The 13268-nt window shown below is 65.4% G+C and carries 14 protein-coding genes; 8 read left to right on the top strand and 6 right to left on the bottom strand.

Features of this window, described 5'->3' with window-relative positions; all coding sequences use genetic code 11:
• Nucleotides 1–121: 121 nt before the first annotated feature.
• The 6 genes from ACVOJ1_RS05765 to ykgO form a co-directional block, all read right to left on the bottom strand.
• On the bottom strand, nt 122–1342 hold the full coding sequence (locus tag ACVOJ1_RS05765) for a TraB/GumN family protein (RefSeq protein ID WP_346480121.1): 1221 nt from the start codon (nt 1340–1342) through the stop codon (nt 122–124).
• A gap of 4 nt (nt 1343–1346) precedes the next feature.
• Nucleotides 1347–1877 (bottom strand): GNAT family N-acetyltransferase, encoded by a 531-nt coding sequence (locus tag ACVOJ1_RS05770; RefSeq protein WP_111185650.1) that lies wholly within the window; start codon nt 1875–1877, stop codon nt 1347–1349.
• A gap of 13 nt (nt 1878–1890) precedes the next feature.
• Nucleotides 1891–2778: a carbon-nitrogen hydrolase gene (locus ACVOJ1_RS05775; protein ID WP_053517744.1), complete on the bottom strand. Its 888-nt coding sequence runs from the start codon at nt 2776–2778 to the stop codon at nt 1891–1893.
• Nucleotides 2779–2942: 164 nt separating this feature from the next.
• Entirely contained in the window at nt 2943–3980 is a 1038-nt protein-coding gene (locus tag ACVOJ1_RS05780) for an agmatine deiminase family protein (protein ID WP_053517742.1), read from the bottom strand.
• Between the two features lie 39 nt (nt 3981–4019).
• A complete protein-coding gene (locus tag ACVOJ1_RS05785; protein ID WP_053517741.1) occupies nt 4020–4349 on the bottom strand; it encodes a hypothetical protein in 330 nt (109 codons plus the stop codon).
• A 146-nt stretch (nt 4350–4495) separates the two neighbouring features.
• Nucleotides 4496–4621 (bottom strand): type B 50S ribosomal protein L36, encoded by a 126-nt coding sequence (gene ykgO / locus ACVOJ1_RS05790; RefSeq protein WP_005409283.1) that lies wholly within the window; start codon nt 4619–4621, stop codon nt 4496–4498.
• Nucleotides 4622–4818: 197 nt separating this feature from the next.
• Between ykgO and cmk the strand changes: the two genes are divergently transcribed.
• The 8 genes from cmk (at nt 4819) to galU (ending at nt 13098) form a co-directional block, all read left to right on the top strand.
• Nucleotides 4819–5496, top strand: a complete 678-nt coding sequence (cmk, locus tag ACVOJ1_RS05795; protein WP_053517740.1) for a (d)CMP kinase — start codon at nt 4819–4821, stop codon at nt 5494–5496.
• A gap of 199 nt (nt 5497–5695) precedes the next feature.
• Complete coding sequence (gene rpsA, locus ACVOJ1_RS05800; protein WP_053517739.1) at nt 5696–7375, top strand: 30S ribosomal protein S1; 1680 nt, start codon at nt 5696–5698, stop codon at nt 7373–7375.
• An 85-nt stretch (nt 7376–7460) separates the two neighbouring features.
• Nucleotides 7461–7766 (top strand): integration host factor subunit beta, encoded by a 306-nt coding sequence (locus tag ACVOJ1_RS05805; protein ID WP_053517737.1) that lies wholly within the window; start codon nt 7461–7463, stop codon nt 7764–7766.
• Nucleotides 7767–7843: 77 nt separating this feature from the next.
• Nucleotides 7844–8128: a lipopolysaccharide assembly protein LapA domain-containing protein gene (locus ACVOJ1_RS05810; protein ID WP_253118805.1), complete on the top strand. Its 285-nt coding sequence runs from the start codon at nt 7844–7846 to the stop codon at nt 8126–8128.
• Nucleotides 8129–8134: 6 nt separating this feature from the next.
• Complete coding sequence (gene lapB / locus ACVOJ1_RS05815) at nt 8135–9313, top strand: lipopolysaccharide assembly protein LapB (RefSeq protein WP_346480122.1); 1179 nt, start codon at nt 8135–8137, stop codon at nt 9311–9313.
• 3 nt (nt 9314–9316) lie between these two features.
• Nucleotides 9317–10306 (top strand): MraY family glycosyltransferase, encoded by a 990-nt coding sequence (locus tag ACVOJ1_RS05820; protein ID WP_065181335.1) that lies wholly within the window; start codon nt 9317–9319, stop codon nt 10304–10306.
• Between the two features lie 3 nt (nt 10307–10309).
• Entirely contained in the window at nt 10310–12220 is a 1911-nt protein-coding gene (locus ACVOJ1_RS05825) for a polysaccharide biosynthesis protein (RefSeq protein WP_053517731.1), read from the top strand.
• Nucleotides 12220–13098 carry a UTP--glucose-1-phosphate uridylyltransferase GalU gene (gene galU, locus ACVOJ1_RS05830; RefSeq protein ID WP_053517730.1) on the top strand — a complete coding sequence of 293 codons (879 nt, stop codon included), beginning with the start codon at nt 12220–12222 and terminating at the stop codon, nt 13096–13098. Before ACVOJ1_RS05825 ends, galU begins: the two co-directional genes overlap by 1 nt.
• Nucleotides 13099–13268 lie beyond the last annotated feature (170 nt).

The following is a 13268-nucleotide window of genomic DNA, read 5'->3' on the forward strand; positions in this document are numbered from 1 at the left end:
GTTGTGGTGTGGGGAGGCCGGTCGTAGTGGGGCGGCCTCCCTTTTTTTTCGCCGGGCATGGCCCGGCGCTACCATCACCGCCACACGGTATCGCCGGGCCATGCCCGGCGGGGCGTTGCAATCAACCTGCGACCTTGCCCCACACCTGGAAGCCGGTCAGCCACAGGCCGAGCATGCTGCCGAGATTGGTCAGCATGAACGTCAGCACCACGCGGGTGACCCGATTGCGGTACCAGCCCTTCAACGACTGTGCATCGTCGCGCAGCTGCAGGAAATCCTGGTACGCCGGCTTGCGCAGGCGTGCCTCGACCAGCGCCGAGAACGCGCCGGTGGGAATGCTGAGCCGGAACGGCTTGAACGGGGCGACCACGATCGCCGTGAGAATGCTCAGCGGGTGACTGCCGGCCAGCAGACAGCCGAGGCCGGCCAGGCCGCCGGTGTACATCGCCCAGGTGGCCAGCAGTTCGGTGCCCACGCCCAGGCCTCCGCGGTAGAAGCCGACGGCGATGCCGGTGATGACGATGGCAAGGATGCCCAGCGTGAACCACGGGATGTTGCGCTTCTTCGGCACGGCTTCGAGTTCGGCGCGCAACGGTGCCGGTGCATCGGTATCCGTTTCGAGGTATCGCGCCAGGCCCGCCAGATGGCCGGCGCCGACCACCGCCAGCACTTCGCGCTGCCGCGGGTCGTGTTCTTCGCGCAGGCGCGTGGCCATGTAGCGGTCGCGCTCGCCGATGATGGTTTTGTACAGCGCGGGATTCTCGGTCGCGAACTCGCCGAAGCTCGACTCCAGCATGTCGCCCTGCTTGAGCTTCTCGATTTCGTTTTCGCCCACCTCTTCCGATGAGAACAGGCCGGCGCCCAGGCCCGCAACCAGCTTCAGCTTGCCGAAGAAGCCCAGCCGCTGCGAGGCGCGGCGGAAGGTCAGGCCCACCTCTCGGTCGATCAGGTGGACGGGCAGGCCGCGCTCACGTCCCAGTTCGACGGCGCGCTTCAGTTCCGCACCCGGCTCGATGCCGAGCTGTTCGGCCAGACGACGCTGGTAGGCGGAAAGCGCCAGGTTGGCGGCGAACAGGGCAACGCGACCCTTGCGGATCACCTCGACCAGGTCCAGCTTGGCCAACGTGTCCGGATCGCTCAGGGCCTGCAGGCGCTGGGGGTCCAGTTCGACCGCGACGGCATCGAAGCGGCCGCTGTTGATTGCTTTCTCCACCGCCTCGACGCTGGCGTGGGAAACGTGGGCGGTGCCCAGCAGGGTGTAGCGCACGCCGTCGCGTTCAACCACGCGCACCGGCTGGCCGGCGAACAGATCGTCGCCGGTCTCGGGAAGGATTTCGGTCATGGAGTCATTCATTGGAAGGTGCGGTGTCGGCGCCGTCGCCGAGCGCGCGTTGCATCTGCACGGTGTCCAGCCAGCGGCCGTGCTTGCGGCCGAGGCCGCGGAACACGCCGACCAGCTCGAAGCCGAAACGCTCGTGCAGCCTGATCGAAGCGGTATTGGTCGGTTCGCCGATCACCGCCACCATCTGCCGGAAGCCACGTGCGACGCATGCGTCGATCAGCGCCTGCAACAGGCCGGTGCCGACGCCCTGGCCCTGGAACCGTGCATCGACATAGACCGAGTTCTCCACGGTCCACTGGTAGGCAATGCGCGTGCGGTAGGTGTTGGCGTAGGCGTAGCCGGCGACCTGGCCGTCGATCTCGGCGACCAGATAGGGAAAACCGCGGTCGATGATGTCGCGCATGCGGCGCAGCATCTCGGCCGGGTCCGGTATGTCGTACTCGTACGTGTTGACGAAGTCGGTCACTTCGACCGCGTAGATCGCGGTGATCGCGGCGATGTCGGCCGGGCCGGCATCACGGATGAGGACGGCCATGCGCGGCTCCGGTTCAGTCGATGTAGCGCTTGAGCAGATCGCCGTAGGCATCGATGCGGCGATCGCGCAGGAACGGCCAGATGCGGCGCACGTGCTCGCTGCGCTGCAGGTCGACGTCGCATACCAGCACAGCGGCATCGGTGCCGGCTTCGGCCAGGAACTCGCCCTGCGGGCCGAGCACGTGGCTGTTGCCCCAGAACTGGATGCCCGACGCGCCCAGCGGCGAGGCCTCATGGCCGACGCGGTTGCAGCTCAGCACCGGCAGGCCGTTGGCGACGGCATGGCCACGGTGGCTCAGTACCCAGGCATCGCGCTGGCGGGTCTTCTCGTCCTGCACGTCGTCCGGGTCCCAGCCGATCGCAGTCGGGTACAGCAGCAGCTCGGCGCCGGCCAGCGCCATCAGGCGCGCCGCCTCCGGATACCACTGGTCCCAGCACACCAGCACGCCCAGGCGGCCCACCGAGGTGTCGATCGGGGTGAAGCCGATGTCGCCCGGGGTGAAGTAGAACTTCTCGTAGAAGCCCGGATCGTCCGGGATGTGCATCTTGCGGTACTTGCCGAGCAGGGTGCCGTCCTTCTCGAACACCACCGCGGTGTTGTGGTACAGGCCGGCGGCGCGGCGCTCGAACAGCGAACCGACCAGCACCACGCCATGCTTCTTCGCCAGCGCACCCAGGCGCTCGGTGCTCGGGCCCGGGATCGGTTCGGCCAGATCGAACTCGTCAACCGACTCGTGCTGGCAGAAGTAGGGGCCGTTGTGCAGTTCCTGCAGCAGCACCAGCTTGGCGCCCTGCGCTGCCGCTTCGGCCACGCGTGCCTCGATCACCGCCAGATTGGCGGCGGCATCGCCGTGGTTGCGCTCCTGGATCAGGGCGACGGTAAGCGGGCTGCGCGAGTTCATGCGGGTGTTCCTGCGGGGGAAAACCCGCATGTTAGCGCGTATGCGATGCCGCAGCGTGTCGGCCGCTGAACAGGTGCACGCGGCCGGTATCGCCGGGCCATGCCCGGCGTACGAACCGAATGCCGCTGTGCTCGCCGGGCGTGGCCCGGCGCTACCGCATCGTGCTACGCCTTCAGCAGGCCTTCCGGCAGCTGCATGGTGATGCAGTGCAGGCTGCCGTTCTGCCAGATCAGCGAGCGGCAGGGCACCTGGACGATCTCGCGGCCCGGATGGGCCTTGGCCAGCACGTCGCGGGCCAGATCGTCGGCCGGATCACCGTACGCCGGCATCAGCACCGCGCCGTTGACGATCAGGTAGTTGGCGTACGAGGCCGCCAGGCGGCGGCCTTCGTCGATCACCGGCTGTGCCCACGGCAGCGGGAACAGGCGGTATGGCTGACCGTCACGGGTGCGCAGCGCAGCCAGTTCCCTGCCCATCGCCTGCAGCTCGGCGTAGTGCGAGTCGTTCTCGTCGTCGCAGGCCTGGTAGACGATGCTGTCCGCCGAGGCGAAGCGGGCGAGGGTATCGATGTGGGCATCGGTATCGTCGCCTTCCAGGTAGCCGTGGTCGAGCCACAGCACGCGCTCCTGCTGCAGCCAGTCGGCGAGGTCGGCGCTCAGGCTGGCGCGGTCACGATCCGGGTGGCGTTCGTGCAGGCACTTCCAGGTGGTCAGCAGGGTACCTTCACCGTCGGTTTCGATGGCGCCGCCTTCCAGCGCGAACGGGATGCTGCGCACCGGCGCGTCGTTGAAAACGCCGGCCTGGTCGAGCGCGCCCACCAGCTGATCGTCGAGGGTGGCATCGAACTTGCCGCCCCAGCCGGTGAAGCGGAAGTCCAGCAGCTGGAAACCGCCGTCGGCACGTCGCAGGGTGATCGGGCCCGAGTCGCGCAGCCAGGTGTCGTCGTAGGCCGCCGTGGTGAAGTGCACCCTGTCCATGTCGATGCGGTTGGAGCGCAGCCGCATTTCGGCATAGGTCTCCACATCGTCATCGGCCACGCAGATCAGCACCGGCTGGAAGCGGGTGATCGCTGCAACCAGTGCGATATAGGTTTCCTCCACCTGTCCCAGGCGGTCGGCCCAGTCGGTATCGGCGGTGGGCCAGGCAATCAGGACGCCGCTCTGGGCTTCCCACTCGGCAGGAAAACGAAGGGTCTGGTTCATGGTCTCGCTACACAGGCCCGCCCGGGGCGGGTAAAGGGGTCAACGGATCGGCGGTTTCGGGCCGATTTCGTTCGGGTCCGCCTGGTTGGCCACCACGTCGATCACCTTCTGCTTCTCGAAGTAGACAGTGAACTGTGGGTACACCCAGCGGTTGATGGTCGGCCATTGCCGCTTCTGCCCGCCGCGCGGCTGCAGCTGCTCGCTGGGCGCACCGAACTGGCTCTGCACCTGCTGCATGGACTGGCCACGAAGGGGCAGGGCGCCGGCCGGCTTCTCGCGGGCGCGGTCGACAAGCAGAGTGTCGGCCAGGGCCGGCGTGGCGGCAGCCAGAGTGGCCAGCACGGCCAGGGTGGACAGGTAACGCTTCATCTCGATCTACTCCCCAGTGGTCAAGAAAGGCGATTACAGCAAAATCGGCAGGAAAAAGCCGCATAAACAAAAAACCGCCCGAAGGCGGCTTTTTGCATCGGGTCGGTCCCGCGCGGGACCAGCCGCAGCCACGAAGGCTGTTGGGCTCAGCGCTGACGCGCCTTGAAACGCGGGTTCGACTTGCAGATCACGAAGATCTTGCCACGGCGACGGACGACCTTGCAGTCACGGTGACGGGCCTTCGCCGACTTCAGGGAGGACAGGACTTTCATGGCATACCTCGGCGTAAACAGTAGTTGTTCGGGTGGAGCGTGGCCGCGATATGCGAAAGACAATCGGCAGTTGACGCTCGTTCAAGCCCGCCATTCTACCGGGCTTTTCCTCATGGTTTCAAGTGGTTGCACAAAAGATCCGTCGCGGGGTGTCTGGCAGGGGCTAGAATGCCCCCTTCACACGTACTGGGACCCCCATGAATCCACTCGCTCCCGTCCTGACCATCGACGGCCCATCAGGGGCCGGCAAGGGTACCATCAGCCGCATCGTGGCGCGCCGGATGGGCTGGCATTACCTGGATTCAGGCGCCCTGTACCGGGCGGTGGGCGTGGCCGCCAGCTGGGCCGACATCGATACCTCCGACGCCTCGGCACTGGTGCGGTGCACGTTCGATACCCATGTTCAGTTTGTTGAACAGGGTGACGCGATGCGGGTCCTGGTCAATGGCAGCGATGCCACCGACGAACTGCGGCTGGAGACCACCGGCGCGCTGGCGTCGGCCATCGCGGCCATTCCCGAAGTCCGGGCGGCCCTGAAGGAGCGGCAGCGCGCATTCAGGGAGCTGCCGGGCCTGGTCGCGGACGGTCGCGACATGGGTACGGTGATCTTCCCGGATGCCCCCTACAAGGTGTTCCTGACCGCCAGTGCCGAAGAGCGCGCCGAGCGCCGGCATAAGCAGTTGAAAGACAAGGGGGTTTCTGTTAACTTTGATGACCTCCTGCGCGAGATCATGGCCCGCGACGCCCGTGATGCTCAGCGTACCGTGGCGCCCCTGAAGCCGGCAGACGATGCCGTCCTCATCGACACCACAGGCATCGGCATCGCAGATGTCGTTGCCCGAGTGATGGATCTGCTTCCGGTTCCGGCTGCCTGATCCGTTCGCGCGGGAGCACTGCCAGCCGCATCGGTGGTGGTCGCGCAATAGCAGTGCTGTACAAGCTCCGTCGCGCAATGATGCGTGGCGGTTTTCCTACTTCACACACGACCTGCTTTTCCGGGGTCGACCAACAGGCGGGCGGTCGCCCATCCCCGAAGGGACGCCACCGACCCATGTGTCCAACAGAGTAAATCTAATGACCGAATCATTTGCCGAACTGTTTGAAGCCAGCCAGGCCAATCTGGCCAAGCTGAAGCCGGGCGCCATCGTCAGCGGTACCGTTGTTGAAGTCCGCGGCGACGTCGTGGTGATCAACGCTGGCCTGAAGTCCGAAGGCATCGTGCCGATCGAACAGTTCCGTAACGACGCTGGCGAGATCGATGTCGCCGAAGGCGATATCGTCAAGGTCGCCCTCGACTCCATCGAGAACGGCTTCGGCGAAACCGTCCTGTCGCGCGAGAAGGCCAAGCGCGCGATGGTGTGGGACGAGCTGGAAGAAGCGTTGGAAAAGAACGAAACCATCACCGGCCGCATCAGTGGCAAGGTCAAGGGTGGTTTCACCGTGGACATCAAGGATGTCCGCGCCTTCCTGCCGGGTTCCCTGGTCGATGTGCGCCCGGTGCGCGATCCGGCCTACCTGGAAGGCAAGGAGCTGGAATTCAAGCTCATCAAGCTGGACCGCAAGCGTAACAACGTCGTGGTCTCGCGCCGCGCTGTCGTCGAAAGCGAGCACTCGGAAGAGCGCGAGCAGCTGATGGACAAGCTGCAGGAAGGCGCGATCCTGAAGGGTGTCGTCAAGAACCTGACCGACTACGGCGCGTTCGTGGACCTGGGCGGTATCGACGGCCTGCTGCACATCACCGACATGGCATGGAAGCGCGTGCGCCATCCGTCCGAAGTCGTGAACGTCGGCGACGAGCTGGACGTGCGCGTGCTGAAGTTCGACCGCGAGCGCAACCGCGTTTCGCTGGGCCTGAAGCAGCTGGGCGAAGATCCGTGGGACAACATCGCCCGTCGTTACCCGGCCAACAGCCGCGTCTTCGGCAAGGTCTCCAACGTCACCGATTACGGCGCGTTCGTCGAGATCGAGCCGGGCGTCGAAGGCCTGGTGCACGTCTCCGAGATGGATTGGACCAACAAGAACGTCAACCCGTCCAAGGTCGTGCAGGTCGGTGACGAAGTCGAAGTGATGGTGCTGGACGTCGACGAAGAGCGTCGCCGCATCTCGCTGGGCATGAAGCAGGTTGCCGCCAATCCGTGGGAAACCTTCGCTGCCACCCACAAGAAGGGTGACAAGGTGTCCGGCCAGATCAAGTCGATCACCGACTTCGGCATCTTCATCGGCCTGGACGGCGGCATCGATGGCCTGGTCCACCTGTCCGACATCAGCTGGAACACCACCGGCGAAGACGTCGTTCGCAACTTCAAGAAGGGCGATACCCTGGACGCCGTCGTCCTGGCCGTCGACCCGGAGCGCGAGCGCATCTCCCTGGGCGTGAAGCAGCTGGAGCAGGATCCGTTCGGCCAGTACATGGCGGCCAATCCGAAGGGCTCCAAGGTCGAAGGCGTGGTGAAGGAAGTCGACGCCAAGGGCGCCGTGATCGAACTGGCCGACGGCATCGAAGGCTACGTTTCGGCTCGCGACATCGCCAACGAGCGCGTTGACGACGCCACCCAGCACCTGAAGGTCGGCGACAAGGTCGAAGCCAAGTTCGTGGGCATGGACCGCAAGGGCCGTACCCTGCAGCTGTCGATCAAGGCCAAGGACGACGCGGAAATGCGCGAAGTGCTGGAGGAATACCAGTCCGCTTCGGGTGGCACCACCCAGCTCGGCGCGCTGCTGCGTGCCCAGCTGAACGGTAGCAAGTCCGAGTAATCGGGCCCGTTGTTCGTTGTTTCCTGGACGGCCCGGGCACTGCCCGGGCCGTTTCAGGCTGAAATGCCCCTGATGTGAGCCGGTGATGACCAAATCCGAACTGATCGAAATCCTTGCGCGCCGTCAGGCGCACCTGAAGGCCGATGATGTCGATCTGGCGGTGAAGTCGTTGCTGGAAATGATGGGCGGTTCCCTCTCTGTCGGGGATCGCATCGAAATCCGCGGTTTTGGCAGCTTCTCGCTGCACTACCGCCCGCCGCGCCTGGGTCGCAACCCCAAGACCGGCGAATCGGTTGCCCTGCCGGGCAAGCACGTTCCCCATTTCAAGCCGGGCAAGGAACTGCGCGAGCGGGTCAGCAGCGTGCTGCCGCTGGACGCCGATCCCGCCTGAGCGTCCCGTCGCGCCACCGCGTGCGAATCCAGCCGCGAGTCGGATAAGCTACGGTCTCCCGCCCCTGGAGCTGTCGCATGAAGGTCTTTCGTCTGCTGGTCCTGCTGGCGGTGCTGATCCTTGGATTGATCATCGGTGCGGTCAACATGACCGCGATGTCGATCAACCTGCTGTTCACCGAGCTGCATACCTCCGTCGGCGTGGCATTGATCGCCGCCCTGCTGGTGGGCGTGGTGGTCGGCGCCGGCCTGGTGCTGGTGAGCGTGGTCGTTCCGCTCTACAGCCAGCTGCGCCGCGCCAACAAGTCCGCTGCCGCGTCGCCGGCACCGGTCGCTTCCCCCCAATCTTTTGACGGACGTTGATCGAAGATGGATTTCGTCACCGAGTGGTTCTGGTTTTTCCTGTTCGTGCCGCTGGCCGCCCTGGCCGGCTGGGTGATCGGACGGCGTGGCGGTCAGCGCCACGGTGACAACCAGGTCAGCCGACTGTCCAGCACCTACTTCCGTGGCCTGAACTACCTGCTCAACGAGCAGCCGGACAAGGCCATCGAGCTGTTCCTGCACATCGCCGAGCTCGACAAGGAAACCTTCGAGACCCAGGTCGCGCTGGGCCATCTGTTCCGTCGCCGCGGCGAAGTGGACCGCGCCATCCGCCTGCACCAGGGCCTGGTCAACCGCAACGATCTGAGCGATGCGCAGCGCGTGCAGGCGCTGCTGGCGCTGGGCGAGGACTACATGAAGTCCGGCCTGCTGGACCGCGCCGAAACCGTGTTCACCGAGCTGGCCCAGCTGGACCAGCGTGCGCCGCAGGCGCTCAAGCACCTGATCGGGATCTACCAGGCCGAGCGCGACTGGGAGAAGGCGATCGACAACGCCACCCGCTTCGAGGACGTCACCGGCGAGCCGATGGGCAAGCTGATCGGGCAGTTCGAGTGCGAGCTGGCCGAACGCTTCCGTGGCGCCGGCAAGCTGGAAGAGGCGAGGGCGGCCATTGCCCGTGCCTACCAGGCCGATGCGATGTCGGTGCGCGCCGGCATCATCGAAGGACGCCTGGAGAGCGATGCCGGCAATCCCGAAGCGGCGGTGCGAGCCTTCGAGCGTGCTGCGCGCAATGACCCGGAGTATCTGCCGGAACTGCTGCCAGCGCTGATGCAGAACTACCGCAAGGTCGGCGACCTGGGCGGCGCCCGCACCTTCCTTTCGGAAATGACCGAGCACTACCGCGGTATCGCGCCGGTGCTGGCGCTGACCCGGCTGATGGAGGAACAGGAAGGTGTCGCCCCTGCGCGCGCCTATCTGGGCCGCCAGCTCAAGGACCGCCCCTCGGTGCGCGGCGAATCGGCGTTGATCGACCTGACCCTCGCCGAAGGTGCCGATTCCACCGCCACCCTGCACGATCTCAAGCACATCACCGACCAGCTGCTGGTGCGCAATCCGGCCTACCGCTGCACACGCTGCGGCTTCGGTGCGCGCACCCACCACTGGCAGTGCCCGAGCTGCAAGGAATGGGGTACGGTCAAGCCGCTGCTGAACTACGCGGTGCTCTGAATCATGCCCTGGCTCGTGATGGGCGCGCTGCTGGCGTTGGCCCTGCTGAGCGCCGCCCTGACCTGGGCGGCGCGCGGCTACGCGCTGCGCCGGCAGCTGATGGACCACCCCGGGGAACGCCGCAGCCATAGCGTCGCCACGCCACGCGGCGGCGGCATCGCCATTGTCATCAGCCTGCTGGCCACCGCAGCCGTGGCCATGTGGGCGTGGCCGCAGGCCATGCCGAGCCTGCTGGTCGCCGCTGCCGGCCTGCTGCTGGTCGCGGGCATCGGCTGGTGGGACGACCATCGCCCGCTGCCGGCCATGCGCAGGCTGCTTGTTCATTTCATTGCTGCGGGCCTGCTGGCCGGGCTGGTGAAGATCCACGGCGGCAGCTGGCTGCTGGCCCTGCTGGTGCTGTTCTTCACCGCCTCGTTGATCAACATCTGGAACTTCATGGATGGCATCAACGGCATTGCCAGCAGCCAGGCCATCGTGGTCGCGCTGGGGTTCGCTCCGGTGCTGCCCTGGCCGTGGTCATTGCTGGCCATCGCCCTCGGGCTGGCCTGCGTGGGTTTCCTGCCCTTCAACTTTCCGCGCGCACGCATCTTCCTCGGGGATGTCGGCAGCGGAGCGCTGGGCTACGCGGTGGCGGCCGTCGTGGCCGTGGCCAGCCTGCGCACGGACATCAACTGGATCCTCCTGCTGGTGCCGCTGTCACCGTTCCTCGTGGACGCGGGCTTCACACTGCTGGCGCGCATCATTTCCGGGCAACGCTGGATGGAACCCCACACCCAGCACGTCTATCAGCGCGCTGTGCAGGCAGGAGCCAGCCACGCCCTGGTGACAGGGATGTACTTTGTTTTGGGCCTATTCAGTATTACAGTGTTCAATGTCAGTTCGAATCTGCAGCCGAGGTGGGAGGCTGTCGTGGCAATTGCTTGGTTCATCACGCTGAGCATGCTGTGGCTCCTCCTGCGCAATGGAATGCGCCTCCGACAAGGAACTCCTTGAAATATGTCTTCACCCTGGCGGGATAGAATCCTCGGCCTGTTGCCGCGTACGGCCATTGTCTGCCACGACCTGTTCATGGTCTGGGCATGCTGGCAGCTGCTCCATGCCGGTCGTTACTCGATCCTGCCGGACGCGCCTGCGCTGCCGTTGTGGAATGTCGATACCACCCTGGTCCTGCTGCTGCAGGGACTGGTGTTCTGGCGCGTGGGCCTGTATCGCGGCCTGTGGCGGTTTGCCAGTGTCAGCGACCTGCTGAACATCTTCAAAGCCAGCTTCATCGGCATGGTCGCCATCGTCCTGGTGCTGATGTGGAAGCGCTTCAACGGCGTGCCGATGTCGGTGCTGGTGATCTATCCCTTCGCGCTGTCGGCCCTGCTGGGTGCCCCGCGCCTGCTGTATCGCGCATGGAAGGACTACCAGGCGCTGCAGTCCGATTCGAGCGCGCGCCGGGTGCTGATCCTGGGCGCCGGCCAGGCCGCTGAAACGCTGGTCCGCGATCTGCGCCGTTCCGGCAATTTCGAGCCGGTCGGCCTGCTCGATGACGCCCCGCACCTGCGCGGCGCGAAACTGCAGGGCCTGCCGATCCTGGGCACGCTGGACGATGCGCCGGCCGTGGCCCGCGAAACCGCAGCCAAGCTGCTGGTCATCGCCATTCCGTCGCTGGATGCCGCCGGCATGCAGCGCGTGGTCGCCATCTGCGAGAGCACCGGGGTTCCGTTCCGCACCGTGCCCAAGCTCAGTGACATCCTGCAGGGGCAGTCGCTGCCGGGCCAGCTGAAGGAAGTGGCGATCGAGGATCTGCTCGGCCGCAAGCCGATCATGCCGGACTGGAACCTGATCCGTGGCTGGCTGGGCGGGCGCACTGTGATGGTGACCGGCGCCGGTGGTTCGATCGGTTCAGAACTCTGCCGCCAGTGCGCGCGCCACGGTGCAGGCCGCATCGTCCTGCTGGAGATCAGCGAACTGCTGCTGTTGACCATCGAAGGCGAACTGCGCCGCAGTTTTCCCGACATCGAGATCGAAGCCGTGCTGGGTGACTGCGGTGACCCCGCAGTGATCCGCCATGCGCTGTCGCTGCACCCGGTCGATACGGCCTTCCATGCTGCCGCCTACAAGCATGTGCCGGTACTGGAACGGCAGCTGCGCGAGGCGGTGCGCAACAACATCCTGGCCACGGAGAACGTCGCCCGTGCCTGCCTGGAGGCACACGTCGAGCACTTCGTGTTCATCTCCACCGACAAGGCGGTCGATCCGGTCAATGCGCTGGGTGCCAGCAAGCGCTACGCCGAGATGATCTGCCAGAGCCTGGACCAGAAGTCCACGCATACCCGCTTCGTCACCGTGCGCTTCGGCAACGTGCTGGCGTCGGCGGGCAGCGTCGTGCCGTTGTTCCGCGAGCAGATCCTCAAGGGCGGGCCGGTCACGGTCACCGACCCGGAGGTCAGCCGCTATTTCATGACGATCCCCGAGGCCTGCCAGCTGATCCTGCAGGCGGCCGCCTCGGCGTCGCATGGCGCCATCTATACGCTCGACATGGGTGAGCCGGTGCCGATCCGGGTGCTGGCCGAGCAGATGATCCGGCTGGCCGGCAAGCAGCCGTACAAGGATATTCCGATCATCTACACCGGGCTGCGCCCGGGTGAGAAGCTGCACGAGACGCTGTTCTATTCCGACGAGGACTATCGTTCGACCGCGCACCCCAAGATCCTCGAAGCCGGCGTGCGCGCGTTCTCGCGTGACATGGTGCTCGGCAACGTTCCGAAGCTGCGCGAAGCGATCAGCAGCTACGACATCGACACCATCCAGGAGATCCTGTTCGCGACGATGCCGGAGTTTTCTCCAATCGAACAGGATGCTTACATCTCATCCGCTAAAGTCGTGCCGTTTCCGACACGCGAGGCCAACAGGCACTAATGAGCAAGCGAATTCGTAAAGCAGTTTTTCCCGTGGCAGGGCTCGGGACGCGCTTCCTGCCGGCGACCAAGACGGTGCCGAAAGAAATGCTGCCGATCATCGATCGTCCGCTTATCCAGTACGCTGTTGATGAGGCCATAGAAGCCGGCTGCGATACGCTGGTGTTCATCACCAACCGCTACAAGCACGCGGTCGCCGACTATTTCGACAAGGCGTATGAGCTGGAACAGAAGCTCGAGCGCGCCGGCAAGCAGGAGCAGCTGGAGATGATCCGCCACGTGCTGCCCAATGGCGTGCGTGCGGTCTTCGTGACGCAGGCCGAAGCGTTGGGTCTGGGCCACGCGGTGCTGTGTGCCAAGGCCGTGATCGGTGACGAGCCGTTCGCCGTGCTGCTGCCGGACGATCTGATCTGGAACCGCGGCGACGGTGCGTTGAAGCAGATGGCCGATCTCAATGAGGCCAGCGGTGCCAGCGTGATCGCCGTCGAGGACGTGCCGCACGACAAGACCGCCAGTTACGGCATCGTGGCCACCGAGGCCTTCGATGGCCGCAAGGGCCGTATCTCGCAGATCGTGGAGAAGCCGAAGCCGGAGGACGCCCCCAGCGATCTGGCGGTGGTCGGCCGCTATGTGCTGAGCCCGAAGATCTTCGATCTGCTGGAGCAGACCGGCAGTGGTGCCGGTGGCGAGATCCAGCTGACCGATGCGATCGCGCAACTGCTGAAGACCGAGCAGGTCGATGCCTACCGTTTCGAGGGCACCCGTTTCGACTGCGGCACGCACCTAGGGCTGGTCGAGGCGACGATCCGCTTCGCGCTGGACAACCCGAAGCTGGCGGGTCCGGCGCGCGAGAAGCTGGCGGCGATGCTGGCGGAATAACGGATTTCTTCAAGCGCTCCGTCTTGGCGCCTTGATTGATACGTTGGGGGAGGGGGCGGATGGCCCTCTCCAAAACACGCCAAAGCCCTTCCATGGTGCTCGATGGCGCCATCCATGGCGCCAACGGTTTTGGAGAGGGCCATCCGCCCCCTCTCGACAGTTTCCTGCGG

Source organism: Stenotrophomonas sp. STEN225, from assembly GCF_056756445.1.